Genomic DNA, 25,246 nt, shown 5'->3' with positions numbered 1-25,246 from the left:
TTTTCATAACATAATCATTATGTAGGTTATCGCTTCATAGCGAAATGGGCTCTAAATTCTTGTGGCATTTGATGCTCGTCTGTATAAGAAACACTGAACCAGTAGTCATCCGATGGCATTAGTTTTCCATTATAGGTTCCGTCCCAACCACCTGTACTTGGCCTGATTTGGGAAAGCATTTTTCCATATCGGTCATAGATGATGATTTTTGCATTGGTTTCGGTAGATAAATCCCTGATGTTCCAAGAATCATTGTATCCGTCACCATTAGGACTGAAAAATTTAGGATAGTTTACCACCAAAGCCTGAATAGTAGTGCTTCCACAACCATATTTATCCCTTACAGTTACAGTATGCATTCCCGATGGAACGTTTTCAAAAACATTGCTGTCCTGGAATGGTCCATTATCCAATTGATATTCAAAATTATTTCCCTGACCCGTTGCAGTTACTGTAATCGACTGACTGTCTGCAAAATCTTCACTTACTTCGTAGGTCACAAGCGCTGGCTCGGAAGGAGTAACAGTCACTGATACCGGATCTGATGCACAACCTGTGGCAATATTTGTAGCTACTACAGTATAAACTCCCGGCAAAGTAGCCTGATAGTTTGGAGTAGTTGCAACGGTATTTCCGGCTTCGTCGGTCCATACGAAGTGATGGCCTGAAGAAGTTAGGTTGCTGTAAATCATATACGGATTCAAAAGTGTTCCTGTTTCGCTGTCAATACAAACGATTCCGTCAACCGGAGTTGGCATTGGCAGTTTATTTACAATGATGATTATTGGTTTTATATCGAAACAGTTCGCTGTCAGATTATTTTTAACCCGAACATAAACTACTGCCAGGTTTGATGCCGTTACCGGATTTGTCCCTGTTGCAGCATTCGCCAAACTTTCATAATAGGTAACTTCAAATTCACTTGTAGTTTGTGTTCCAAGAACCGTTGCAGATAATGTTGTTAAATCGAATGATGTTACGCCATCGTTTGTTCCGTCCTCATCACAAACAGTTCTCAATCCAGCCGGAACTGTATTGGCAACCGGAGTATCGATAATAGTCACTGTAAATGAACTTTCATCAGTACACGCCGGACTAAATGGAGAAGTTGCATAAATATAAACTGTCGTTGAAGTATTGATCACTGAACCAGAGGATAGTTGTGTACCTGTTCCATTTGGGCCTGTATAATACCTTCCGATAGTCAATGCCGGTAATGTATAATTCTCACAGGTTGTAACATTTGATACATTGTCAACATTGAAAATGGTAACATTGAAATTTCTTTCGCTACTGCAATCAGGAGTAGTTGCCGAGTGCGCATATACGTAAACCGTTTGGTTTGTAGTGATAAGGTCACCAGCATTTAATAAATTCCCCGACGCATTTGTTCCCGTATAATAATTTCCAACAGTCAAAGCAGGTAAAGCATACGAGTTACAAGCCGTTACATTAGCAATCGGAGCAATCGTTGGCGTATTGTTTATCGTTACAACAAACGAAGTTTCATCAATACAAGAGAACGAAGTCCTAATGGTTGATTCCTTGAAAATGAAAATAGTCTGTGTTGTTGTAATTGCAGTTCCAGGAGCTATTTCCGTTCCTGTACCAAGTGGACCGCCAGATTGTGTGTAGTACTTATTGTTTGCAGTCAAGGTAGGCAAGGTATAGGTGTCACATGCTGAGATGTTTGGTGACGAATCTGCTGTCGTACTAAAGATATTGATTTGGAAACTGTTTTGTGCGCTACACGCAGGCGTGGTGTTTGAAACAGCATAAATGTATATCAATTGAGATGTTGTGATTACAGTATTTCCTGGAATTATAGTTCCGGTTCCGTTTGGACCTGTATAATAATCACCCACAGTTAGCGGTGTCAATACATATTGATCGCAAATGTCAATGTCAGAACGCGAATCAATTGCAGGGAGCGGATTTACAGTTACGGTAAAACTGGTCTGATTTGCACAAGTTGCATCCAGTCTTTTGAAAATATAAATCATCTGTGTTGAAAGGATAACATCGCCGGCATACAATTGTGTTCCGGTACCTTGGTCACCAGTGAAATATTCACCGTTTACCAATATTGGCAAGGTATAGGTTTCACATACGGTAACGTCTTGTAGTGTATCAACATGAGGCTGGGCAAATGTCAATGTGAAATGTAAATTATTGGTACAATTTGTTCCTTCACCAGTCATTGGTGCATAGATATAAATTGTTGAATTATCATTGATTACAGTTCCTGCCGGAATCATCGTTCCAGCTCCCATTGGTTCTGTAAAATAATTTCCAATCGGTAATGCAGGCAAAGTATACCCATTACACTGATTGATATCTGCAGGTTGGTCAATTCCAATCACAACATTAAAGCTGTCTTCATCCGAACATACAGTTGCAGCAGTTGTTGCAGCATAAACATAAATTGTCTGGCTGGTTGTTATTGGTGTTCCTGCGGCTAATTGAGTTCCATTTCCACCCGACTCGGTAAAATAATTTCCTAAAGTCAACGGAGGCAGCACATAAGATGTACAATGGAAAACGTCCTGACGGTCACCAACATTTAAATTGTTGATAATATTTACCTGGAAACTAGAATCTACCGTACAAATAGGTGGAGTAGTAGTCTGGAAATAATAATAAATCAATTGCGAAGTGGTGATTACCGTTCCAAATGGGATTTCAACTCCGCCACCAGCTGGTCCACCAGGAAGTGTATAGTATTTTCCATAGGTTAATGATGGCAAAGAATAGCTTCCACAGCTTGAAATGTCATCCGGAGTTAATTCATCTTCATCAACGATAACTACCCTGAAAGAGCTATTCGCTGCACAAGTTCCAGGTCCGCCTGGCTGATTGAATATATAAACTGTTTGAGTCTCAGTTAGGTCATCACCTGCAAACATTGGAATACCACCGCCACCGATTTCAGAAAAATAATTTCCATTTGTTAAAGGCAATAACGTATAGTGGTCACAAACAATTACATTTTGCAACACATCAACAACCGGCGTTTGGTTAACAATCAAATTAAAGCTTGAAACACTAAAGCAGCTTGGATCACTAATGTTTTGAACCCTTACATAAATAGTCGTATTTCCATACAAACCATAAGAAGGATCAGCGATTGGGCTTGTTCCGCTATTGGCATTTGCTGATGAAGTATAATAACTAACACTATAAATGCTTGGAGACTGAGTTCCTAATACTATTGGTGTTTGTGGATTAAAGTTGAAATAGGCTGTATTCTGTCCACTGGTATTGGTACATCTCAACAAATTAGGTGCCTGATGTGCCACAGGTGGAGGTGATACCTGCAACTGGAATGATTTTGTCGTGAAGCATTGACTTCCCGGTAATTGAATTCTAGCGTAAACAGTAGCTCCACTCGCACTGTTGTAATTCAATGGCAAAGCACCTGTATTATTATCTGCGTCATTTTGGGTTGCAAAATAACTAACGGTTGTCCCGGCAGGTAAGCCCTGAGTCACAACAGGAGTATTTTGCGCCAAATTATAAGTATACGTCGCCGTTCCCATATCACATCGGTACAATGTGTTTGGATTTGGTGAATTTATTTCCGGGCTGAATTCAATCACAACAGAATCACTAACCGGATCACAAGTACTAAATATATTTCTATAAGTTACTGTATAAGTCCCAGGTTGGGTAACGTTGATGCTTGGACCGGTTTGCCCAGTCATTACACTTTCTCCCTGTGTCCATACAAATGAATAATTTGTCGGGCTCAAACCAGTTGAAATTGTATGATTCGCACCATAACATAAAGCGGTATTATTAGCAAGGGTAAGATCCGGACCTAAAACGTCCTGTCCGATGTTGAAACTATCAGAAGAAAGGAAAATAGCCGAATCCGATTGCGGGTCAGCTCTATCTGCAATTACTAGTTTAATATGGTAAGGGATATTTGGTGTCAAAACAGAAGCAGCGGTCAACACTTTGGTTTGTCCATTAAAGTTTGTAGCCGAGTTTGCAGCTCCTGAACCTCCATTAAAGCTTCCAAAATATTGTGGATTCACTGATGGACATGAGGAATTGTAAAGAAAATCCCTGATGGTCACTACAGAAATTGGCAGGTTTGTACTTGGAACTACCGCTAAATTTGTAGTCACACCAGTATTTACATTGGTCAATAAGAATGCAAATGCATCAGAATACAAACATTGAAAGTTACCATACTCTTCCGAAGCAAAGATAAAATCAAAGCTGAAATTCGGAGAAATAGGCGTAAAGTCAAATTCTAATACAGTGGCGTTTTTAGACACCATGCTGATTCCGGCTGCAGCCAATGTGTTTTCCAAATCGGTATCACCTGGCCATCCGGCTGCACCATCATTCAATAAGGAACTGTTTGGTCCCGGAGTATTTAAAATATTTCCGGTACTCAAAACAACTCCACTCTGCATTGGGAAATTAGGATTTGTGTTCTGGAAATAACCCAGTCCGTTTGATGAACTAAAATTGGTTCCGGTTCTCCAGGTAATGTTCGTCGCCGAAACACATGGAGAATTAATAAGTACGTTATTTACCAATTGAGGCACAGTGTAGTTCGTAGAACTAACAGAAATTGGTTGTGAAAAACCAATGGCGCTGAGTAGGACAGCAACTAATAGTATTGTCTTTTTCATAATTTGGGGATTTTGACAAGACAAATATTGAAAGAATCATCGTTAAAACGCAAATAAAATCGATGAAATGCATAAAAATAATTGTTATTTAGGTAATATACTTACAAAATGTATTTTTTTCTGTAGAGTTTTGCCTTACTTTTTTATATAATTGGACTTATTATTGAAATTCTACAGTAATGTTTATCTTTGCCAACTCAAAATAAAATACCATGAAGCTTTCGCAAATTCTTACTTCACCTATTCAAAAAGCAGTACAGGAACTGTTTGATATCTCAATTGATAAAATTGAATTTCAAATTACACGTAAGGAATTCGAAGGTGATATTACGATGGTGATTTTCCCGTTACTCAAAGTTATCAAAGGGAATCCTGTTGAAATCGGAAACAAAATAGGAAGTTATCTGGTTGAAAATGTAGAGGAAGTAATTCGCTTTAACGTAGTTTCAGGATTCCTGAACATTGTTGTTTCGGACAGCTATTACCTTAATTTTTTCAATGAAATAAAAGGCAATCCAAACTTTGGTTTTGTTGCGGCTTCGCCAAATGACAAGGCAATTATGGTGGAATATTCTTCACCAAATACCAATAAGCCACTGCATCTTGGGCACGTTCGTAATAATCTTTTGGGATATGCTGTTTCCGAAATCATCAAAGCTTCAGGGAAAAAAGTATACAAAACCCAAATCATCAACGATAGGGGAATCCATATCTGTAAATCGATGCTGGCCTGGCAAAAATTTGGCAACGGCCAGACTCCCGAAAATACAGGCTTGAAAGGTGATAAACTGGTTGGGAATTTTTATGTGGAATTTGATAAATACTACAAGTCCGAAATCAAGGATTTGATGGCTCAGGGCAAAACCGAGGATGAAGCCAAAAAACAGGCACCAATCTTATTGGAAGCCCAGCAAATGCTGTTGGATTGGGAAGCCGGAAAACCTCAAACCATCGAGCTTTGGAAAACCATGAATCATTGGGTTTACGATGGTTTCAACGAGACTTACAAAAATCTTGGTGTTGATTTCGATTGCTATTATTACGAGAGCAATACCTATTTATTGGGTAAGGAAGTAGTGCAGTTCGGATTGGAAAAAGGGATTTTTGAAAAAGATCCTGATGGTTCCGTTTGGATTGATCTAACGCCTGATGGTTTAGACCGAAAAATTGTCTTGCGTTCTGACGGGACTGCAGTTTACATGACGCAGGATATCGGAACGGCAATTCAGCGTGTAAAGGATTTTCCGGACGTTGGCGGAATGGTTTACACCGTTGGTAACGAACAGGATTATCATTTTAAAGTGTTGTTTCTGATACTGAAAAAACTTGGTTTCGACTGGGCTTCAGACTTATTCCATTTGTCTTACGGAATGGTGGAACTGCCATCCGGAAAAATGAAATCGAGAGAAGGAACTGTTGTTGATGCCGACGATTTGATGGAAGAAATGACTGCAACTGCCGGAAAAATATCTACCGAATTAGGAAAACTGGAAGGTTATACCGAAGCTGAAAAAGCCAAATTATTTAAAACCATCGGTCTTGGAGCCTTGAAATATTACATCCTGAAAGTTGACCCAAAGAAACAAATCCTCTTCAACCCTGAAGAATCTGTTGATTTTGCAGGAAACACAGGGCCATTTATTCAATATACCTATGCAAGGATTCAGTCCATTTTGCGAAAAGCAGATTTCGATTTGAATACTAACACTATTGAAGTTGAATTGCATCCAAAAGAGAAGGAATTATTAAAGCAGATTGAACTTTTCCCGGAAGTAATCCAAAATGCCGCTAACAACCATTCTCCGGCTTTGGTTGCCAATTATACTTATGAATTGGTGAAGGAATACAATTCGTTTTACCAAACGGTTTCCATTTTAGGGGAAGAAAATAAGGATAAAAAAGTATTCAGGGTTTTGCTTTCGAAAAAAGTGGCAGAAACGATAAAATCGGCATTCCAACTACTAGGAATTGAGGTTCCAGAGCGAATGTAAATCCTTAGAAGCTTACTTTTACACTGACGTTTGGAGTCATTTCCAGCGAAGAGATATCCACACTTTCTACTGTAAAATTGGTCGTGTTTACGCGGTAAAACCTGTTAAGGCTGTTTTTGGCATTCAATAGGTTTAGTATCGAAACAGCAGCCTCAAGGTTTACTTTTGAATCCAGTTTCCAATCTTTTGAAGCCGAAAAATTCACCTGGAAATAATCCTTGAGTTTGGTGTTGTTGGGCGAATTGTAGACAATCACAGGATTAGTTTCGCTGACCGTAAACGATGTTGGTGTTGTAATCGGTCTTCCGCTGTGCCATTTCGCACCTAAAGCCAGCTTTAATTTCTCCCATTCATAAATTCCTGCCCAGGAAATGGCATGCGTAATCTCATAATTATTGGGAAAAGAAGTCATATTCAAACTGTCAAATTCATATTCATTGTCATTGAAGGAATAACTCAGCCACGTATAAAATCGATGGAACGATTTCTGTACCAAAAATTCCGCACCAATAGCGGTGTAACTTCCGGTAGATTTAACCGATTCAAATTGGTTCAGGAATCCCTGGCCACTTGTTGTAATCCCGGTTACTTTTTTGTAAAAATTGTCAATCGTCAAAAGCCAGTTGTTTTTGTCGAACGTCATTCCCATTGATACCTGAAGGCTTTTCTGAATAGGAATCCCTTCATTGTCTGCCAAAGTCCATCTACGCTTTTCTATCCCTAGGAAATCCTGTTGCAGGTCGATGACTTGTGAAAGTGTCTGGCTTTTTCGTTCCCCCAAAATTTCCAACCTCAAATTTGGACTGAAAGCCTGATTGAACTGTACTCGCGGTTCTAACAGGAAAGTCTTGAAACGGTCAAAATAATTGGCGCGCAAACCCGCTTTGAGCAGTGTGTTTTTGTCTTCGGTTTCGTAAATCCCTTCAACAATTCCGGCATTCGAACGCAATACAGTTGTGATTATCCTTGAGAAAACAGGAATGTTGATTTCGTCAAAATTGGTAACGCCGGTTTCATTGAACTGATAACCGGTATTCAGGGTTAGGGTTTTCGAAATAGTGTTGGAATTTTTTATCCTGAATCCGGTGTCCAAAACCCTGTTTTTCTGATTCAAGACCTGGCTGCTTTCTAAAGTTTCGTTTAATGAATTCAATTCGTAATTCGAAAGATAGGCTTCAAATTCGGTAAAATGTTTTGAATTCCAATTGGATTTCCATTGTACGCTTCCACCAAAATTCTCCTGCCTCAAATCGCTCATTTTGTTCAAATCGGTTGTCGACTGATTAAAATCCAAGGAATTTTCAATGGCAATCAAATCGATGCTCAATTCGTGCCGTGCATCAATTTTTTGTTCGTATTGAGCCGTAATGTCATAAAAATAAAAATCGAGGTTATTTTGATAATTCACTATCTCATTCGTACTCAAATTGGTAATGACTGTATTCTGAAAAACACGGTCGCTGTAATTTTTATAGGTTGGCGATTCAAAGAAATCGGTTAAGGAACGTCTTCCCGACAAGGTCAGTTTCGCTTTATCGGATACTTTTACTTTGGTATAAAATTCGGCACTAATCATATTGGCGCTGATGCTCGAATTGGTTTTTTCGACCGAATTGGTAAACGAGGAAATATCCACCAGACTCGAAACACTTTCGCCATAAAAGGCAGAGCTCCCGTTTTTTGTTATCGAAATATTTTGCGCCAGTGAAGGATTGAAAGCCGAAATCAGGCCAAAAAAATGACCGGTTTGAAACATCCTGATTCCATTCCACAGGAACAGATTCTGGTCATGCGTTCCACCACGAACATTGATGTTTGAAACCGTTTCGTCAATGCTTATGATACCCGGAATTTGCTGCATGGTCTGCAAAACATCAGGTTCAATGAGTCCGGGCAGGATTCCAAATTTCTTAGGCTTTACGACAATCGAGCCATCAATCTCCTTGCTAATTCCTGTCGCAAGATAACGTTGGGTCACAACTTCATCCAGTGACTGGCTGATGGATTGCAGATTGAATTTTGGACAACCCGTCACATACAAATCCACCGGATTGATGCTAAAAGACTGATAGCTTTGATGCTGTACCTTAATCACATCCGAAGAGACTTTCGGCAGTTCAAAATAACCCTTTTCATTGGTGAATACTGAAATCGCCATTTTATCGATGCTGATGACTGCATTTTCAATGCCCTGACCGGTTTCTGCATCAAGCAAAAAACCACAGAGTGGTTTGTCGAGGTTTTTATCGTTATAAATGGTGTAATATTTTTTGTCAATCAGCTTAAACTGGAGCCGGGTTTCCTGCTTTAAGTAATCTATTTTTTGCTCTAATGTCCAGTTTTGGTCTGGTTCAGCTACGGCATAAACTACGATTTCATCTTCGAGATAATTGAATTTTACCTGATGCTGCTGGCTGATTTGGGTTAAAATATTTTTCAATGGAATTACAGCCTTTCCCCTTTGTGCCATACAATGGATAAAAGAAAAAAGGAAAATGAAAAGTGAATAGAGTAACCTATTTTTGATCATTAATCATCGTTAATATGATTTTATTTTTATTCACTTTTACAGGCTTTAAATGATAGCTTGTTGACAAAACCTGTAATGCAACATCAATATTTTCGCCAGGAATTGTCCCGGTAAATAATTGTCCGTTGCCGATAACCTTATCAGCTTCCAAAGTTACATTGAAATGTCTTTCAAACTCACCTAAAATGGATGTTAAATCGGCTTTGTTAAAAACCATTTCATTAGTAAGCCATTCAGGGCTTTGAGCCAGAATTTGAGGAGTTTCCAGTGGTTTGCCATTTTCAAAAGCGACACCCATTCCTTTTGTGATGATCTGTTCGGTGTTGCTGTAATTTACTTTTACACGGCCTTCGTAACAAGTGACTTCAAATCGGCCGCCACGCTGTTTTACATTGAATTGGGTTCCAAGGACAGTTACTTTTCCAAGAGGTGTATTCACTTCAAATTTCTTTCCTTTAGCAACTTTAAAATAAGCTTCCCCATGAAGTTCAAGCGTACGGTTGTTGTCCCAATTCATTTTTTTGTATTCAATTTCAGAACCCGAATTCAGGACAACCTCTGAATTATCGGGTAAAAGGAAAGCTTTTTGGGTTCCATCGCCTGCCAATTCTGTTGAAGTCTGAAAGGTGGTGTACGTATAAAAAAGCCCTAGTCCAATAACCAAAATCGCAGCCACCTTAAACAGCCAGCTTTTAGTAAGTGAAACGGTTTTAACCTCTTTCTTTGGTGTGTTCACTATTTTTGAAAGCATTGCCTGTTCTTCAAGGGTAGGCACTTCCAATTGGGCCGAATGATTTTTAATTTTTTCATAAATAGCAAAATCGGGCTCTGATTGAAAAGCTTTCAATTCTTCCTGGCTCATTTCGCCGGAAAGCCATTTTGCTAATTTGTAATTTTCTTCCATGATTCTACTGCATTTCGATTTAAAACAGATTTACCTTATTATACCCTACTTAAAGTGGTCAAACTCCTTGCGTAACTCCACCAAGGCCAAATGGATGCGTTTTTCGACAGCCTTTACCGAAATCTCCAGTTCGGCAGCAATTTCAGCATATTTCTTACCGTCAATGCGGTGCATCAAAAAGGCAACACGCTGGGTTTCGTTTAGGTTCTGAATGGCAGATAATAGTTTGGTTTTGAATTCGTCTTCTTCAAGCAAAAATTCGGGGCTTTCATTGGTGCTCTCTTTTTTTGCAGCACTTTTGGCATAATTCAGAACCACTTTCTGATGGGCTATGACATTTAACGAAGCATTATTGGCAATGGTATAAATATAGGATTTGGCTTTTTCAATAGGAACATCGGCACAATTCTGCCACAATTTTATGAAGGCTTCCTGTGTAATGTCCTCTGCCTGGTTTTCGTTTCCAAATTTGTAATAAAGATAATTGCGTAAACCTTTGGCATGGCTTTTAAAAAAACCTGAAAAAATACTTTCCCTACAAATACCCAATAATTCTTCTTTTGACATACAATTTATTACCTTAGCCTTGGGTAAAAATAATTATTTTTTTCAAGTAAAGTAGGGTAAAAAAATAATTGTCTGTTTTTAAATCAAACCAACATGATACAACTCATGAAAACATTGCGATACTTAATTACGATCTTTGTATTTTTTCTTTTGGCAGCCTGCCAAATAGAAGAAAACAGCGTTACGCAGCAAGATACAAATGCTTTCCTGAAAAGCTCACCAATCGCAGGCCTTTTATCAAGGACTTCTCAAAATCCGACAGCCCTTGACAATGTATTGGATAATTCAAGCATGATTAAGATGCAATTGCCGGCTACAGTCACAGTAAATGGTAATGATATTACGGTGAATACTTCGGCAGATTACCAATTGGTTCAGGATGCGATTGATGCTTACCCTACAGACGACGATATTGTACATTGTCATTTTCCAATGGTGATTGAATTCCAGAATTATTCCACTCAAACCGTTTACAATTACACTCAGATGCACGATGCCATCCAGGGCTGTGGAGAAGACGATCATTTTGATGAAATAGCCTGCATATCATTGGTTTATCCAATTAGGGTTAATGTTTACGATACGGATAATCAAATTGCCAATACCTTTACGATGGAAGGGAACAGCAATCTTTTTAATTTCCTTGCGAATCTTAATAACAGCACTTATGTAGGCATTGATTATCCTATTTCTGCAATCGATGCAAATTCGCAAACCATCGTTCTCAACTCCAATGCCGAACTGATGGATTTTATTGAAAATTCTATTGACGAATGTGAAGATATGGGAGGAAATTCCCCAATGGATCTGAATCAGCTTTTGGTTAATAACAATTGGCATATTACCTATTGTTTGTATTATGGAGTTGATAAAACAGCTTATTATCAGGGATACGATTTTGATTATAACGGTAACGGAACCGTTACTGCACAAAAAAATTCCATTACCACTCAAGGTGACTGGGATATAAACGATGATAATGGTTTTCAGCGGCTGAGCCTCAATTTTGATGGTTCTGATTTGCATGACATTGAAACGAATTGGAGGGTTGTTGAGTATAGTGATACCGTCATTAAGCTCAAAAAACAGAACAGCAATAATAATGACTATCTGACTTTTACTAAAAATCAATAGCAATCATGAAACTTTTACACAAAAAAATGTTTACCCATGAAAATGAAGGTAAAGAGAGGTTGCATGGCTTTCCGTCAAAGCAGACATCCAGGATTCACTATTTCCTGAACCAGCTTTTGATATGGATTTTCATTATTTGTATACTCTGGTTCATCATAAATTTTTTAAATATTAATACTTACATAAACCTTTAGCTATGAAAAAATTGTTTTTAATTCCGTCCTTAATCTGTCTTTTATTACTGAATGTAAAATGCAGTTCGTCTGATGACAATTCCTCCACAAATCCAACACAGGTGATCAACGCCGCTACGGCAGGAACCTGGAAGATTACCAGTTTTATTGATTCCGGGAATGATGAAACCAATCATTTTACGGGTTACAATTTTACGTTTGCCGCAGGAAATGTCCTGACCGCAACCAACGGAACCAACACCTATTCTGGTTCCTGGACTGTTACAACTGACGACAGCAATGATGATAATCCGAGTGGGGATGTAGATTTTAATATTTTATTTACTTCTCCGGCTGATTTTGCCGATTTAACAGAAGACTGGCACATCGTTTCCTATTCTTCAACTACCATTTCATTGAGGCATGTCAGTGGCGGAAATGGTGGAACCGATACTTTGGTCTTCACGAAAAACTGAGTTTTTGTTTAATATTGTTAATATGCCTGAAAACCACCCGATAAAAAGGGTGGTTTTTTTATTTGTTCAATCATAGAAGTTCGAAATCAAATCCTTAAATTTGCACTTCATAAAAAAACAAGCATACCATCATGTTCAATAATTTAAGTGATAAACTAGATAAAGCATTCCACATCCTGAAAGGACACGGGAAAATTACCGAAGTCAATGTAGCCGAAACTTTGAAGGAAGTCCGTCGTGCCTTGCTTGACGCCGATGTTAATTTTAAAATCGCAAAGGATTTTACCACAAAAGTTAAGGAAAAAGCCATTGGTGAAAATGTATTGACGACATTACAACCGGGGCAGTTATTGGTTAAAATCGTAAAAGATGAATTAACCGAATTAATGGGTGGTGATGCAACAGGAATCAATCTTTCCGGAAATCCAACCGTAATTTTGATGTCGGGTTTACAAGGTTCCGGTAAAACCACTTTCTCAGGAAAGTTGGCCAATTACCTAAAAACCAAGAAAAATAAAAAGCCTCTTTTGGTTGCCTGTGATATCTATCGTCCTGCGGCGATTAACCAGCTGCATGTAGTTGGAGATCAAATAGGAGTTGAAGTTTATTCAGAACCGGAAAATAAAAATGCAGTAAGCATTGCACAAAATGCAATCCAATACGCAAAATCAAAAGGATTCAATGTTGTCATTGTCGATACGGCCGGTCGTTTGGCAATTGACGAAGAAATGATGAACGAGATTGCCAATGTTCATGCGGCTATCAAACCACAGGAAACCTTGTTTGTTGTAGACGCAATGACAGGGCAGGATGCTGTGAATACTGCAAAAGCATTCAACGACCGATTGAATTTTGACGGAGTTATTTTAACCAAATTAGATGGTGATACCCGTGGTGGAGCTGCAATTTCGATTAAATCGGTTGTAGACAAACCTATCAAATTCATAGGAACAGGAGAGAAAATGGAAGCCATTGATGTGTTCTATCCGTCGCGTATGGCGGAAAGAATCCTCGGAATGGGTGACGTTGTTTCCTTAGTAGAAAGAGCTCAGGAGCAATATGACGAAGAAGAAGCAAGAAAAATCCAAAAGAAAATCGCTAAAAACGAATTTGGTTTTGATGATTTCCTAACGCAGATCCAGCAGGTGAAAAAGATGGGTAACATGAAAGACCTTGTCGGGATGATTCCCGGAGCAGGTAAAGCTTTGAAGGATGTAGAGATTGAAGATGATGCTTTCAAACACATTGAAGCAATTATTTACTCGATGACACCAAAGGAAAGAAGCAAACCATCAATCATTGATATGAAAAGAAAAACCAGGATCGCTAAAGGTTCGGGAAGGAAAATAGAGGAAGTGAATCAGCTGATGAAACAATTCGACCAAATGAGCAAGATGATGAAAATGATGCAGGGTGGCGGAGCGAAGAACCTGATGAAGATGATGGGCGGCGCAGGCGGCATGAGATAAGAATAGTAAAGGCGCGAGGAATCGCGTCTTTTTTTATAAACTACAACAACACAAACATGAAATTATTAGACGGGAAAAAAACTTCGAATGACATCAAAGCTGAAATCACAGCTGAGGTTAAGAAGATGAAGGCAGACAACGAAAAAGTCCCTCATCTGGCGGCCGTAATTGTAGGGAATGATGGCGCAAGTTTAACCTATGTTGGAAGCAAAGTAAAAGCCTGCGAATTGGTTGGTTTTGAATCGACTTTGATCAAAATGCCAAGCACTACTTCTGAAACCGAACTGCTCAAAAAAATTGCGGAACTTAATGAAAATGACGACATCGATGGATTCATTGTCCAACTTCCGTTGCCCGATCAGATTGATACCCAGAAAGTATTGATGGCAATTGACCCAAGCAAGGATGTTGATGGTTTTCACCCGGAAAATTTCGGAAAGATGGCGTTGGATATGACGACTTTCATACCGGCTACACCTTTCGGGATTTTGGAATTATTGGAACGCTATAATGTAGAAACCAAAGGGAAGCACACCGTTGTCATTGGCAGAAGCCATATTGTTGGAAGGCCTATGAGCATCTTAATGGGTAGAAAAGGTTTTCCCGGAAATTCAACAGTAACGCTTACACACAGTTACACCAAAAACATTGCCCAAATAACAACACAGGCAGATATCATCATCACTGCTTTGGGTGTACCCAATTACCTGAAAGCCGAAATGGTAAAAGACGGAGCCGTAGTCATTGATGTTGGAATTACACGTGTAGCCGATGAAAACGATGCCAGAGGTTACCGCATTACAGGTGACGTAGATTTTGAAAATGTTTCCAAAAAAGCATCACACATCACTCCGGTTCCAGGTGGAGTAGGACCAATGACCATTGCAATGCTGCTCAAAAATACTTTGTTGGCACGAGAACAGAAACGATTGAAAAGCTAGATTATTCTACAACAACTTTCTTGGTGGTTGAATAATTTCCTGCAGTGAATTTTAGCAGGTAAACGCCTTTGGAATATCCCGAAAGATCTAATTCGCTGCGGAATTCCTGTTCGATGATTTTTTGGCCGATAGCATTGTAGACTTCCATCATACCATTTTCCGGCTGCGTAAACTGGATGTTGAATTTTCCATTTGACGGATTCGGATAAATAGAGAGATTGTGCATTGTATATTCGCTGTTACCTAATGGAATTGCATCATTGTGAGCAATGTATAAATCATTATCGTCCCAAAGACCAGTGGTATTTTTTACAAAAACAATCCATTCCATATTGTTGGATACTGTAGGCTGAGAATTTATTGGCCTTAGATTGTTCACACCTTGTAATTCCGAAAAAGTGGTTAGGGCAAAGTCAGTACCCGTAGAGGTGCGTGCCAGTTGTGACAATCTGAAATCATTGCTCGCATAGTTTGCCGCAAACACAAAAGTCAGGTCGTCTTTCGAAAACTGGCCGGGCTGAATTGTGTAGGGTGAAGTTGATTCCAGTATTCCAACATAATTGAACGCCGTTGTAGAGGTTCTTGTGAATTTGAGCAGCCCCCTTCCGCCAGCGGTTAGGTTTGCAAACAAATAAAGATTATTCAGTGTACTATCCAAAAATGCTCCGGAACTAAAGGTCATCGAAGGCGCACCATTCAGGGTTAATGGTGTAAGCGATGTAAAGGTCCCTGATGCAGAGGATCTATGGCTGTAGTATACCACATCTTCCCCTACAGCTGAAATGTAAATGTCTAATTCGTCTGGAGATAACCAACCCGATCTTATCCAGTCAAAGCCCACGGGATAATTTATACCAACCGCAACCGGTGTTGCAAAATTACTCAATACATTCGGCCTGCTTGTAAACTTTAGGGTAGCGGTATTAGAAAGGCCTTGAGTGAAATACAATCTTAATCCGTCCGGGGAAATCCAAGGATAGGCTTCCGCCATATTGTTCGTATTCAATTCGGTCAATGCCCTTTGATTTTCGAAAGCATCTACCGAAAGAGGCGCATAATTTTGTTGGATGTTGTTTTTGGAAAGATTCCCATTCTGAATGAAATTTCCATTCATGTCCTGGTCCTGAGAAAACATCAACATAGGAACCATTATTAGCAGCGAGAGTATTTTTTTGTTCATTATCACAGATTTGCGATAAAAATATAAAAATATCTTTACTAATTACATTTTAATCAGATTGTTTGGGATTACTTTTTGTTTTTGCCGTTTTTGTATTGCACCTTTTCAACAATCTGCACTTTTTGTACAGGTTTTTTATCCTTTGGGTTGAATGGCTTTTTTTTGGTTTCTGTTTTTGGCTTGAATTCTGTCTTCGACTTTAATTCAGTTTTTGGTTTTGCACTGATGTTCTTTTTAACAGCTTCCTGGTTTTGCTTAATCACATCCATGGCATTTTTTGGTTCCTCTTTCGTACCACGTAAATGGATTACCAATCCGTTTAGGAAATTACGCAACACTTGGTCGCCACAATCCATATATTTTGGATGATCGGCATTTCTAAAAAAAGCACCAAGTTCCGCTGCTGAAATCCGAAAATCGACCAATTTCATAATCTCTACAATTTGGTCATCACGCAATTGCAGTGCAACACGGAGTTTTTTAAATATATCGTTGTTATTCATAGCTTGCTTTTTTAGAATAGCCAAAGGTACGCCTTTTTAAAGCTTTCCCTCCACAATTTTTCATTGTGCTGTCCGCCTTTTACGATTACCTCCTTATTGAGTTTCTTGCAGGGACAGCGTTTGGTATTAACCCAATGTTCTACATTCCTCATGTCGGGAATCACATCTCCATCGCCTTCATTATCACCGCATAAGAAATATACTTTGGCATCGAAGTCTTTGGTTTTAGCCAATAATTCGTTCATATCATTTCTGCCAAACCAAAAGGAAGGCGAAAAACAACCCACTTTTCCAAAAACAGTTGGGTATTTTATTGCTGCATAAAACGAAACCAATCCACCCAATGAACTGCCAAAAATTGCGGTGTTTTTTGCATCGGTTTTGGTCCTGTATGTGGCATCCACTTTAGGTTTTAGGGTGTTGACAATGAAATCGAGATAATCATCAGCTTTGCCACCGCCATATTTTTCATGCCTGAAAGGCGTTAATTCTTCAATCCGCTTGTCACCGCCATGTTCAATCCCGATGACGATAACTTTGGCATTAATGCTGTCAAGGGTTTCATCAACATTCCATTCACCTACGTAAGATGTTTTGGCATCAAACAGATTTTGGGCATCATGCATGTAAATGACAGGATACCTTTTTGACGAAGTGGAATACCCTTTTGGGAGGTAAACCCAGATTTTTTTGCTTGATTTTAGTTGTGGCGCTTCAATAGAGAAAGTCGAAACCTGTTTGCCTGTAGTACTTTGCTGGGCATTAAGGCTGCTAAGGATGAATAGCGTAAGAAGGCTGAAAAAATATTTCAAAATAGATCCTGATTAAGATTATTCGTCACTTGGTTTGTCTTCCTTTTTACTTTTTTTATCTTTTTTGTCCTTCCTGATGTTCTTGTTGTTTTTCATTTCTTCAAGGAAAACATCGTATTTTTCTTTTTGGGTTTTATTCAGATAGGATTTAATGCGAATGTCCATTTTGTCAAGAAGTGCTTTGGATTCCGTATTTTTTTCTTCCTGTGAACTTTCCTTTTTCATCACAATGTCAACATTTTTACTGTTGCTTGTGATTTCATTCTTGATTGCAATAAACTGCAATTCGTCAAGCATCAGCTTTTCTTTCATGATAACCATGTACTTGTCAATCTGCTCCGAACGCATTTTTTCGATTTCCTCTGGCGAAGGTTCTTTCTGTTTGTTATCCATTCCAGTCATGCTACGGTCTAAACTATAACGACGGTAATCAGTGCCGTAGCCATTATTGTAGTACTGCGAAAAAACGCTGCAGGAAGAAAGCATTAAAGCAAAAAGAAATATTTTGAAAACCTTCATAATGATTCAGATTAAGGGAGTAAAATTATATAAAATTGCTCAGTATCAATGTTAAAAAATAAATGATTATCATATTCATAAAAATTATATTTTAGCTAAAAAAAAAATATTTGATGAACAAATACCAGGAAAAACTCGCTCTATTGTCTGAAATGATTGCTTTTTCTGTCATTGATGGAAAATTGCACGAACGGGAATACCTTTTCCTCAAGATGATAGCAGAAGAACTTCAGGTGGAAAAGGAAGAATTTAAAAGCTTGTTCCATCAGGAAGAATATCCGGTTGTCATTAAATCTGAATTCGAACGCATCCAGCAATTTTACCGTTTGGCCTTACTGATGCACTGTGATGGTGTTTTGCACGAACGCGAGCAGAATAAGATCCATGAAATTGGAATCAATATGGGACTGAATCCCCATGCAATCAAACGCGTGCTGAAGGCTATGGAAGCTTCGCCAACCAAAATGATTCCTGCCGAATTTTTATTGGAAGTCTTCCAGGAACAACTGAATTAAAAATACAGCCTGAATCCAAAAACAGGAAGTTCGCCCTGAAGGAAATCCAAATCTTCAGCTCTTTTAAAACCCATATTCTCATACATTTTCCAGGCAGTCTGCATGGCTTTGGTGCTGTGGATAATCATTTGTGAAAGCTTGCTTTCTTTCGCTTTTTGAATGCAGGCTTCAGTCAGTAGTTTTCCTATTCCCATTCCTCGGGCATCCGGACTTACTGCCAACAACCGGAATCCGGCAGCATTTTTTTCCTGTGTTGCAGTTCCGCCTGAACCATAGTATTGCATGTCGCCAAAATAAACAACTCCGCCAAGCAAAACATTTTCGGAAGTAACAGCGACTAAAAGTTCGGTACTGGGTTTGTGGGTAAAATCGCCAATATTTAAAAGCAAATTATAATAAGCGGGTTGCTCTAATGGTTTCGGAAAGCCCTCAAGTTGGGAATACACCGCTACCATTAGTTTTCCTATAGCCTCAAACTCTTCAGGTTTAGCGTTCCGGATTATAAATTGCGTTGCATCCATACTATTGCTTTGGTTTTCTTACCAATTCGCCAATAAAGAACAGCAGGCTAAAAACCAGGAAAAGAATGTTAACTGTCGATGCGAAGGGTGGTGCTTCTTCAGGCCACAACTGCCCAAGCAAAACCACAAAATTGAGTATGGTTAGTACAATGAGTAATGTTTTTTTATTCATATAAATTAATTTGTGATGACATTTTTGCCCAAGGTTTTAAAACGGGTTCCATCCCTTTGTACCACCGTAATGGTAATATGCCCTGTTTTACTGGTGTTAATATCGGCGATTGTCCCTGATTTTCCTTTATGGGTTCCACCAATTACGGTGCAATTTTCGCCATCTTTGAGATTTTGTTTTTCCATAATCCTATTGCATCGGTGTATAATGTTGGTGTACAAACCGGTTCCAGCCCTTTTTTGTTTTGGATTCTACAACCCAGTGAAAACCTTCGTTTTCATCAGGCCAGAAAACCTGTCTTGCAATTCCTGCAGGCATTGTAGCTTCAAATCCGATTGCCTGTTGGTGGATATCACTCACATCGGCAAATTGCCCGGTCGAATTTTTTCCATCCGAAGTAAAAGACCAAAACGTAATCACTTTTGAACTGTCCAACCCAATAACTGTATGGTCGTCGTAATTTTTATCGCCAAGGTTCCAGCTCACTTCTTCAATAATATAATTGTTGCCAAGATCGTATCGGAATGTTCTTGTGCATTCGGGATTCATTCGGTCTTTGCTGCCTTTGTTGCAAATCCATTTTCCAATCAATGGGTCAAAAACACCCAATTTCCCGCGTCCTTTTTTCCAGATAATAGCCATAAATTAAATCTTTTCCTGTAAAACCTTTATTTCATCACGTAGTTTTGCCGCCTGTATAAAGTCGAGTTCCTTTGCTGCCTTTTCCATTGCTTTTCGGGCATCACGGATTTTCTTTTCAATTTCAGGTTTGGATAAATACAGGCTTTCGGGCTCAGCCGCTTTTGCGATTTTATCTTCAAAATATTGTGTAGAAACCGAATTGTTCCCCAAGGCACTTCCCAAACTTTTGTTCAACGCTTTTGGTTCCAATTTGTGTTCTGTATTATAAGCCATTTGCTTTTCGCGACGGTAATTCGTATCATCAATCGTTTTTTGCATCGAAGCCGTTATCTTATCTGCATACATGATTGCCTTTCCGTTTACATTCCTTGCAGCTCTTCCTACAGTCTGCACCAAGGAACGATGGCTTCGAAGGAAACCTTCCTTGTCGGCATCCAAAATGGCAACCAAAGACACTTCGGGTAAATCCAAACCTTCACGCAGTAAGTTAACGCCAATCAAAACGTCAAACAGACCTTTACGTAAATCCTGCATGATTTCTACACGTTCCAAAGTATCCACATCAGAATGGATGTAACGACAGCGAATCGAAACTTTTGTCAAATATTTAGTCAGTTCTTCTGCCATACGTTTGGTTAAGGTTGTAACCAAAACACGTTCGTCGGCTTCACAGCGTACCTGGATTTCCTCAATCAAATCGTCAATTTGGTTTAAACTCGGGCGTACTTCTATGATTGGGTCCAACAATCCTGTTGGCCGGATAACCTGTTCCACATAAATCCCTTCGCTTTTTTCGAGTTCATAATCAGCGGGTGTTGCCGAAACATAAATCACCTGGTTCTGCATGCCTTCGAATTCCTCAAATTTCAACGGACGGTTGTCCATCGCGGCTGGTAATCGGAAACCATATTCAACTAAATTTTCCTTTCTGCTCCTGTCGCCGCCATACATCGCATGGACCTGTGAAATGGTAACGTGGCTTTCGTCCACAACCATCAGGTAATCTTTTGGGAAGTAATCCAAAAGGCAGAATGGCCGTGTTCCCGGAAGACGTCGGTCAAGATAGCGCGAGTAATTTTCAATTCCCGAGCAATAGCCCAATTCGCGTATCATTTCCAAATCGAAATTGGTACGTTCTTCCAAACGTTTTGCTTCAAGATGTTTTCCGATTTCCTTAAAATAATCGACTTGTTTGACCAAATCCTGTTGAATGTCCCAAATTGCGGATTGCAAAACTTCGGGAGAAGTGACAAACATATTGGCGGGATAGATATTCAGTTTATTGTATTTTTCTAAAACCTTTGAGGTCTTTTTATCGAATGCTTCGATGTCTTCGATCTCATCTCCAAAAAAATGAATCCGGTAGGGTTCATCACCATAACTAGGAAAAACATCCACAGTATCGCCTTTAATCCGGAAGGTTCCCGGAGTAAAATCGGCTTCGGTCCTTGAGTATAAACTTTGTACCAATCGGTGTAATAATTTGGTTCGCGAAATGATTTCGTTTTTGGCAATCGAAACCACATTTTTCTGGAATTCCACCGGGTTTCCAATTCCGTACAAACACGAAACCGAAGAAACCACAATAATGTCGCGGCGTCCTGAAAGCAAGGCAGAAGTGGTACTCAAACGAAGTTTTTCCAATTCCTCATTGATGGATAAATCTTTTTCGATATACGTTCCCGTAACCGGGATAAACGCTTCGGGTTGGTAATAGTCGTAATACGAAACAAAATACTGCACCGAATTGTTTGGAAAAAACTGTTTGAACTCAGAGTATAATTGGGCTGCCAAAGTCTTGTTGTGCGCTAAAACCAAAGTAGGTTTGTCGACATTCTGTACGACATTGGCAACGGTAAAGGTCTTTCCGGAGCCTGTAACCCCAAGCAGTGTTTGGTATTTTTCACCATTGATAATTCCGGCAGAGAGTTTCTCAATGGCTTGCGGTTGGTCACCTGTAGGTTTATAATCGGATACGACTTGGAATTTCATTTTTGATTGGCTTAGCTACAAAGTTACAAAGTTAAAAGTACAAATTTCAATACTTTTAACTTTGGCTTTGTATAAAATCCTGACTTACTTGAACTGTAATGCCAACGTAATAATATGGGAATCCAATCCGTCATTCCTTGTGTAGAATCCGTATCTAAGGTCAAGGCTGTGAATTCTTTTGATATTAAAAATGCCTTTGTCGCTGTCTACGAGATGGTATTCCAAGCCAATCATATTGCTGGAGAATTTTGATAAATCATAATCGCTGGTGTAATAATCATCTGCGAGTCGGTGCTGGTTTTTTGCATCAAAATATTTTGCCTGGCTCTGATGATAAAATCGGTATGGAATTGATAAGGTTGAGAATGGAGTCAGCTTATAACTGGGCTCAAAACTTATAGTGTGTGAGTTTATATTCCAATTGTCGTAATAATACCTGTAAAAGGTTCTTAATACGATTTTGTCGTTTAGGAAATAATTTGCTCTGATTCCAACAGGAATTTTAAAGCGTGTGTCCGGAAGTTTTTCAGAACGGACTGAAAGATCTTCAAAATAAACGCGGTTGAATTTTGTTGCCAATAATCCTTCCTGGTAGCCAATATCGGCCAGAAATGCAATTTGGAAATTTTTGTTGATTACCTGCGATAAGGTGAAGCCAAGATTATAAGAATTCCTAGGTTTGGTATCTAAATGTTTGGCATCATTATCAGAAGGGTTATCCCTGAGTTCGATGGGCAGGATGACTTTCCAGGTGTCGAAAAATGCCATTCCCTTGACTGAAAACTCCCTGTTATTATCCTTTGAAGTTTTGGTAAACCCAACATTAGCACCTATTGAGGTGTAATCGAATTCTGCTGAGAAGGAAACACCTCCGTTATAAATCGTTTTCTTTTTTTCGTTTTCAAAACTGTAATTTGCCGAAGGATAAATGCGGATATCCTGATAAGAAGCTGAACTCACCGAACTAGGGTCGATTTTATCCGAAGAAGCAGATGTATAACTGTCGATACCGAGATTTAAATCCAGGCGATGTGTATTGTTGTCTTTGTTTTTTTTGGACAATATAATCTCAAAGTTGGCTGCAATATCTGTAAGCTTTTCCGTTCCTTCTCCACCAGTTACTGCTGAATGGTTTCCGTCCTGGGTGTAGTAGCTTGAGATAAAATTGATTTCCTCAATTTTTAATTTTTGTTTTTTATAATTTGTCGCAACACTATCCGTTTGGGCCTTGCTTTGGTGTGCAAACAAAAAAGCTAAACATGCGGCTGTAATAATCCTTTTTTTCATTTTTTTGCTGACTTTTAATTACAACCACATCCACCTCCGGTTTTTCCACCGTTGGCTCCTGAACTGGCTTCCCTGTAAAGCTGGAAGGTGTTTTCAAATTTCTCTGTTTTTTTGGCGGTAAGCGCCATTTCGGCATCGTTGATTTTTGATTTCTGGTATTCCTTTACCGAAGTACAGGCGCAAAGGGAAAACAGAGCAAGGGCAATCATGAGTTTTTTCATAGCGTTTGGTTTATTGTTATATTTTTTGAAAAATAGGTTTTGTCGTTATCATCAATGATGATGCATCCTATTGTTTTTAACTGGTTAATAAAATCCATTCCGACATCTATGCCCATTACGGTTACCGGAGTTGCCAAAGCATCGGCAATCTCTGCATTTTCCGCCAGGATCGTGACACTTTTTATTCCCGATATCGGATAACCTGTTTTAGGATCTATGGTATGCGAATAGCGTTTGTTATTTATCATTACAAACTTTTCGTAGTTTCCCGAGGTTGCAACGGCCTTATCTGTAATCTTAAATGATGAAAAGAGCGAATTTCTTTGATTGGGATCGGCAACACCAATAGTCCAGGCGTTACCATTTTCCTGGAATCCCCAGGCAGTCAAATCTCCGGAAGCATTGACAATACCGTTTAAGACATTATTTTCAATCAGTTTTTTTTTGGCCATTTCGGCGGCATAACCTTTGCCAATTCCGCCAAAACCAATCCGCATTCCTTTGTTTTTCAGAAAAATGGTTTTGCGTTTTTCATCTAATATGATATTCTCATAATTGATTAATTGCACTGTTTTCCTGGCTGTTTCCGGTTCGGGAAGCGAGGTCATGTTCAAATCAAAATTCCAAAATCTTTTATCGAGGCTTCCATAACTGATGTCGAAGGCTCCTTGCGTTATCTTTGAAATAAACTGGCATCTTTTAATCAACTGGAACACTTCGTCATCAACCTCAACCGGAGTAAGTCCGGCATTTTCATTTATTTTATAAGTTATGCTGGTTTCTGAGAAAGTGGTCAATAACGCTTCAATTCTCTTTATTTCCTGTATGGCAATTTCAAAACGGGCTTCGGCATTGGCTTCAGTTTCATCAATGAGCGTGAACTCAAACTGATTCCCCATTAACCGAATATTTTTCTTAAAATGCATATTGCAAAATTATTTCAATTGACTGATAAATTCTTCAACAGATTCAGATGGCAGTTCTTCCCATTTTTTGATGATATTCCCGTTTTCATTAAAAAGGATTATCAGAGGGAAAAGCCCTTTTGGATTATATTTTTCTGCAAGCCTTTCATTTTCCAATGTTTGTTCAGCTGGTAAAGCGTTCTTTTTCTGTCTTGGAAAATCGGCATTAAATAAAAGTAGATTTTTTTCTGAAAAATCTTTGAAAGTTGGATTGTCAATATAATTTTTCTTAAACCTCACGCAAGGGGAGCACCAATCTGAACCCGAGAAATAGAACAATACTTTTTTATGTTCTTCTTTGGCTTTGCTCAAAGATTGATTTAATGTTGCTGCCGGTTGTGAATGCAATGGCAAGCTTAGCAATACGAAAAGGATAAATGCTGAAAATTTCATAAAACAAATGATTAAAACATTAGAATAAAAGTAGTATATTAATTTTGAAGTTCCTTTTTTTGGGCTTAAGATTCCGTTAAGACTGGTTAATTTTTCATGATTCTAAATCAGGTTGCTGATTTTTGCATATTGCAACAACATGATTGTTTTGGCGTCTTTGATTTCGCCAGATGCAATCATCGCATAAGCGCTGTCAAAATCAAATTCCAACACCTCAATATTTTCATGTTCGCCTGCTACGCCGCCACCTTCGCCGACCTTCATGTCCTTCGTGTATTCGGCAGCAAAAAAATGCACAATTTCGGTTACCGAACCTGGCGACATATACACTTCAAATAGTTTTTGGACTGAGGAAATCTTATAACCCGTTTCCTCTTCGGTTTCCCTTCTGATGGCTTCTTCGGCGTTGTCCTTGTCCAATAATCCGGCGCAGGCTTCAATCAGCATTCCGGTTGCGTTTCCGTTAAGGTAAGTCGGCATCCTGAACTGCCTTGTCAGGATTATGGTTTTGTTGATTTTGTTGTACAATAAAATTGTGGCGCCATTTCCACGATCGTAGGCTTCTCGGGATTGCGTTTCCCAAGTGCCGTCTTTTTTTTGATAATTATAAGTGATTTTTCGGAGCATATACCAATTATCCGAAAGCACTTCAGTCTTAAGGATTTCAATTTTAGGGTTTATCATTTGATT

At 39.0% G+C, this 25,246-nt stretch carries 24 protein-coding genes; 6 read left to right on the top strand and 18 right to left on the bottom strand.

Annotated elements, in window-relative coordinates:
• Positions 1–26 precede the first annotated feature (26 nt).
• The gene (locus L1S31_RS11775) at positions 27–4,649 is read right to left on the bottom strand and encodes a T9SS type B sorting domain-containing protein (RefSeq protein WP_236464940.1); all 4,623 of its coding nucleotides are present in this window, start codon (positions 4,647–4,649) and stop codon (positions 27–29) included.
• 212 nt (positions 4,650–4,861) lie between these two features.
• On the opposite strand from L1S31_RS11775, the gene argS reads away from it, so the two are divergent.
• Complete coding sequence (gene argS / locus L1S31_RS11770; RefSeq protein ID WP_236464939.1) at positions 4,862–6,640, top strand: arginine--tRNA ligase; 1,779 nt, start codon at positions 4,862–4,864, stop codon at positions 6,638–6,640.
• A 4-nt stretch (positions 6,641–6,644) separates the two neighbouring features.
• On the opposite strand, the gene L1S31_RS11765 is transcribed toward argS, so the two are convergent.
• Genes L1S31_RS11765 through L1S31_RS11755 form a run of 3 tightly spaced genes read right to left on the bottom strand, consistent with a single transcriptional unit; the run spans position 6,645 to position 10,641 of the window.
• Entirely contained in the window at positions 6,645–9,110 is a 2,466-nt protein-coding gene (locus L1S31_RS11765; RefSeq protein WP_236464938.1) for a TonB-dependent receptor, read from the bottom strand.
• Between the two features lie 46 nt (positions 9,111–9,156).
• Positions 9,157–10,074: a FecR family protein gene (locus L1S31_RS11760; protein WP_236464937.1), complete on the bottom strand. Its 918-nt coding sequence runs from the start codon at positions 10,072–10,074 to the stop codon at positions 9,157–9,159.
• A 45-nt stretch (positions 10,075–10,119) separates the two neighbouring features.
• Entirely contained in the window at positions 10,120–10,641 is a 522-nt protein-coding gene (locus tag L1S31_RS11755) for an RNA polymerase sigma factor (RefSeq protein ID WP_236464936.1), read from the bottom strand.
• Between the two features lie 93 nt (positions 10,642–10,734).
• Between L1S31_RS11755 and L1S31_RS11750 the strand changes: the two genes are divergently transcribed.
• From L1S31_RS11750 to L1S31_RS11735, 4 genes are all read left to right on the top strand, one after another.
• On the top strand, positions 10,735–11,775 hold the full coding sequence (locus L1S31_RS11750; protein WP_236464935.1) for a hypothetical protein: 1,041 nt from the start codon (positions 10,735–10,737) through the stop codon (positions 11,773–11,775).
• Between the two features lie 196 nt (positions 11,776–11,971).
• Complete coding sequence (locus L1S31_RS11745; protein ID WP_236464934.1) at positions 11,972–12,424, top strand: hypothetical protein; 453 nt, start codon at positions 11,972–11,974, stop codon at positions 12,422–12,424.
• A gap of 131 nt (positions 12,425–12,555) precedes the next feature.
• Complete coding sequence (ffh, locus tag L1S31_RS11740) at positions 12,556–13,893, top strand: signal recognition particle protein (RefSeq protein WP_236464933.1); 1,338 nt, start codon at positions 12,556–12,558, stop codon at positions 13,891–13,893.
• 56 nt (positions 13,894–13,949) lie between these two features.
• Complete coding sequence (locus L1S31_RS11735) at positions 13,950–14,834, top strand: bifunctional 5,10-methylenetetrahydrofolate dehydrogenase/5,10-methenyltetrahydrofolate cyclohydrolase (RefSeq protein WP_236464932.1); 885 nt, start codon at positions 13,950–13,952, stop codon at positions 14,832–14,834.
• Position 14,835: 1 nt separating this feature from the next.
• Here L1S31_RS11735 and L1S31_RS11730 read toward each other — a convergent pair whose 3' ends face one another.
• The 4 genes from L1S31_RS11730 to L1S31_RS11715 form a co-directional block, all read right to left on the bottom strand.
• Positions 14,836–16,014, bottom strand: a complete 1,179-nt coding sequence (locus tag L1S31_RS11730) for a T9SS type A sorting domain-containing protein (RefSeq protein WP_236464931.1) — start codon at positions 16,012–16,014, stop codon at positions 14,836–14,838.
• A 68-nt stretch (positions 16,015–16,082) separates the two neighbouring features.
• A complete protein-coding gene (locus L1S31_RS11725) occupies positions 16,083–16,517 on the bottom strand; it encodes a DUF1456 family protein (RefSeq protein ID WP_236464930.1) in 435 nt (144 codons plus the stop codon).
• An 11-nt stretch (positions 16,518–16,528) separates the two neighbouring features.
• On the bottom strand, positions 16,529–17,329 hold the full coding sequence (locus tag L1S31_RS11720) for an alpha/beta hydrolase (protein WP_236464929.1): 801 nt from the start codon (positions 17,327–17,329) through the stop codon (positions 16,529–16,531).
• Positions 17,330–17,347: 18 nt separating this feature from the next.
• Positions 17,348–17,848: a hypothetical protein gene (locus L1S31_RS11715; protein ID WP_236464928.1), complete on the bottom strand. Its 501-nt coding sequence runs from the start codon at positions 17,846–17,848 to the stop codon at positions 17,348–17,350.
• Between the two features lie 113 nt (positions 17,849–17,961).
• Here L1S31_RS11715 and L1S31_RS11710 point away from each other — a divergent pair, with 113 nt between their 5' ends.
• Entirely contained in the window at positions 17,962–18,363 is a 402-nt protein-coding gene (locus tag L1S31_RS11710) for an excinuclease ABC subunit B (protein WP_236464927.1), read from the top strand.
• On the opposite strand, the gene L1S31_RS11705 is transcribed toward L1S31_RS11710, so the two are convergent.
• The 10 genes from L1S31_RS11705 to nudK form a co-directional block, all read right to left on the bottom strand.
• On the bottom strand, positions 18,360–18,884 hold the full coding sequence (locus tag L1S31_RS11705) for a GNAT family N-acetyltransferase (protein WP_236464926.1): 525 nt from the start codon (positions 18,882–18,884) through the stop codon (positions 18,360–18,362). The genes L1S31_RS11710 and L1S31_RS11705 overlap by 4 nt on opposite strands.
• A gap of 1 nt (position 18,885) precedes the next feature.
• The gene (locus L1S31_RS11700) at positions 18,886–19,056 is read right to left on the bottom strand and encodes a hypothetical protein (protein ID WP_236464925.1); all 171 of its coding nucleotides are present in this window, start codon (positions 19,054–19,056) and stop codon (positions 18,886–18,888) included.
• A 5-nt stretch (positions 19,057–19,061) separates the two neighbouring features.
• Positions 19,062–19,241, bottom strand: coding sequence for a KOW motif-containing protein (locus L1S31_RS11695; protein ID WP_236464924.1), 180 nt, complete (start codon positions 19,239–19,241; stop codon positions 19,062–19,064).
• Positions 19,242–19,245: 4 nt separating this feature from the next.
• The gene (locus tag L1S31_RS11690) at positions 19,246–19,698 is read right to left on the bottom strand and encodes a hypothetical protein (protein ID WP_236464923.1); all 453 of its coding nucleotides are present in this window, start codon (positions 19,696–19,698) and stop codon (positions 19,246–19,248) included.
• Between the two features lie 3 nt (positions 19,699–19,701).
• Complete coding sequence (gene uvrB / locus L1S31_RS11685; RefSeq protein ID WP_236464922.1) at positions 19,702–21,690, bottom strand: excinuclease ABC subunit UvrB; 1,989 nt, start codon at positions 21,688–21,690, stop codon at positions 19,702–19,704.
• An 84-nt stretch (positions 21,691–21,774) separates the two neighbouring features.
• On the bottom strand, positions 21,775–22,977 hold the full coding sequence (locus L1S31_RS11680) for a DUF3570 domain-containing protein (protein ID WP_236464921.1): 1,203 nt from the start codon (positions 22,975–22,977) through the stop codon (positions 21,775–21,777).
• A 14-nt stretch (positions 22,978–22,991) separates the two neighbouring features.
• Positions 22,992–23,198, bottom strand: a complete 207-nt coding sequence (locus L1S31_RS11675) for a DUF4266 domain-containing protein (protein WP_236464920.1) — start codon at positions 23,196–23,198, stop codon at positions 22,992–22,994.
• Positions 23,195–24,097 carry an FAD:protein FMN transferase gene (locus L1S31_RS11670; RefSeq protein ID WP_236464919.1) on the bottom strand — a complete coding sequence of 301 codons (903 nt, stop codon included), beginning with the start codon at positions 24,095–24,097 and terminating at the stop codon, positions 23,195–23,197. Before L1S31_RS11670 ends, L1S31_RS11675 begins: the two co-directional genes overlap by 4 nt.
• A 36-nt stretch (positions 24,098–24,133) precedes the next feature.
• Positions 24,134–24,556, bottom strand: coding sequence for a thioredoxin family protein (locus L1S31_RS11665; protein WP_236464918.1), 423 nt, complete (start codon positions 24,554–24,556; stop codon positions 24,134–24,136).
• Between the two features lie 102 nt (positions 24,557–24,658).
• Complete coding sequence (gene nudK / locus L1S31_RS11660; protein ID WP_236464917.1) at positions 24,659–25,240, bottom strand: GDP-mannose pyrophosphatase NudK; 582 nt, start codon at positions 25,238–25,240, stop codon at positions 24,659–24,661.
• Positions 25,241–25,246 lie beyond the last annotated feature (6 nt).

Origin of the sequence: Flavobacterium wongokense, assembly GCF_021608265.1 — a bacterium.
Classification (GTDB): domain Bacteria; phylum Bacteroidota; class Bacteroidia; order Flavobacteriales; family Flavobacteriaceae; genus Flavobacterium; species Flavobacterium wongokense.
Note: the sequence above shows the minus strand (reverse complement) of the source record. Positions and strands in the feature narration are given on the sequence as shown.

What these genes read in the sequence shown, in the direction of transcription:
- L1S31_RS11760 (WP_236464937.1), bottom strand. Translation starts at nt 10,074, where the DNA reads ATGGAAGAAAATTACAAATTAGCAAAATGGCTTTCCGGCGAAATGAGC.
- L1S31_RS11750 (WP_236464935.1), top strand. Translation starts at nt 10,735, where the DNA reads ATGATACAACTCATGAAAACATTGCGATACTTAATTACGATCTTTGTA.
- L1S31_RS11775 (WP_236464940.1), bottom strand. Translation starts at nt 4,649, where the DNA reads ATGAAAAAGACAATACTATTAGTTGCTGTCCTACTCAGCGCCATTGGT.
- L1S31_RS11730 (WP_236464931.1), bottom strand. Translation starts at nt 16,014, where the DNA reads ATGAACAAAAAAATACTCTCGCTGCTAATAATGGTTCCTATGTTGATG.
- L1S31_RS11675 (WP_236464920.1), bottom strand. Translation starts at nt 23,198, where the DNA reads ATGAAAAAACTCATGATTGCCCTTGCTCTGTTTTCCCTTTGCGCCTGT.
- L1S31_RS11735 (WP_236464932.1), top strand. Translation starts at nt 13,950, where the DNA reads ATGAAATTATTAGACGGGAAAAAAACTTCGAATGACATCAAAGCTGAA.
- uvrB (WP_236464922.1), bottom strand. Translation starts at nt 21,690, where the DNA reads ATGAAATTCCAAGTCGTATCCGATTATAAACCTACAGGTGACCAACCG.
- L1S31_RS11690 (WP_236464923.1), bottom strand. Translation starts at nt 19,698, where the DNA reads ATGGCTATTATCTGGAAAAAAGGACGCGGGAAATTGGGTGTTTTTGAC.
- L1S31_RS11745 (WP_236464934.1), top strand. Translation starts at nt 11,972, where the DNA reads ATGAAAAAATTGTTTTTAATTCCGTCCTTAATCTGTCTTTTATTACTG.
- L1S31_RS11665 (WP_236464918.1), bottom strand. Translation starts at nt 24,556, where the DNA reads ATGAAATTTTCAGCATTTATCCTTTTCGTATTGCTAAGCTTGCCATTG.
- ffh (WP_236464933.1), top strand. Translation starts at nt 12,556, where the DNA reads ATGTTCAATAATTTAAGTGATAAACTAGATAAAGCATTCCACATCCTG.
- L1S31_RS11765 (WP_236464938.1), bottom strand. Translation starts at nt 9,110, where the DNA reads ATGGCACAAAGGGGAAAGGCTGTAATTCCATTGAAAAATATTTTAACC.
- L1S31_RS11755 (WP_236464936.1), bottom strand. Translation starts at nt 10,641, where the DNA reads ATGTCAAAAGAAGAATTATTGGGTATTTGTAGGGAAAGTATTTTTTCA.
- L1S31_RS11670 (WP_236464919.1), bottom strand. Translation starts at nt 24,097, where the DNA reads ATGGGGAATCAGTTTGAGTTCACGCTCATTGATGAAACTGAAGCCAAT.
- argS (WP_236464939.1), top strand. Translation starts at nt 4,862, where the DNA reads ATGAAGCTTTCGCAAATTCTTACTTCACCTATTCAAAAAGCAGTACAG.
- L1S31_RS11700 (WP_236464925.1), bottom strand. Translation starts at nt 19,056, where the DNA reads ATGAATAAAAAAACATTACTCATTGTACTAACCATACTCAATTTTGTG.
- L1S31_RS11725 (WP_236464930.1), bottom strand. Translation starts at nt 16,517, where the DNA reads ATGAATAACAACGATATATTTAAAAAACTCCGTGTTGCACTGCAATTG.
- L1S31_RS11715 (WP_236464928.1), bottom strand. Translation starts at nt 17,848, where the DNA reads ATGAAGGTTTTCAAAATATTTCTTTTTGCTTTAATGCTTTCTTCCTGC.
- nudK (WP_236464917.1), bottom strand. Translation starts at nt 25,240, where the DNA reads ATGATAAACCCTAAAATTGAAATCCTTAAGACTGAAGTGCTTTCGGAT.
- L1S31_RS11710 (WP_236464927.1), top strand. Translation starts at nt 17,962, where the DNA reads ATGAACAAATACCAGGAAAAACTCGCTCTATTGTCTGAAATGATTGCT.
- L1S31_RS11705 (WP_236464926.1), bottom strand. Translation starts at nt 18,884, where the DNA reads ATGGATGCAACGCAATTTATAATCCGGAACGCTAAACCTGAAGAGTTT.
- L1S31_RS11680 (WP_236464921.1), bottom strand. Translation starts at nt 22,977, where the DNA reads ATGAAAAAAAGGATTATTACAGCCGCATGTTTAGCTTTTTTGTTTGCA.
- L1S31_RS11695 (WP_236464924.1), bottom strand. Translation starts at nt 19,241, where the DNA reads ATGGAAAAACAAAATCTCAAAGATGGCGAAAATTGCACCGTAATTGGT.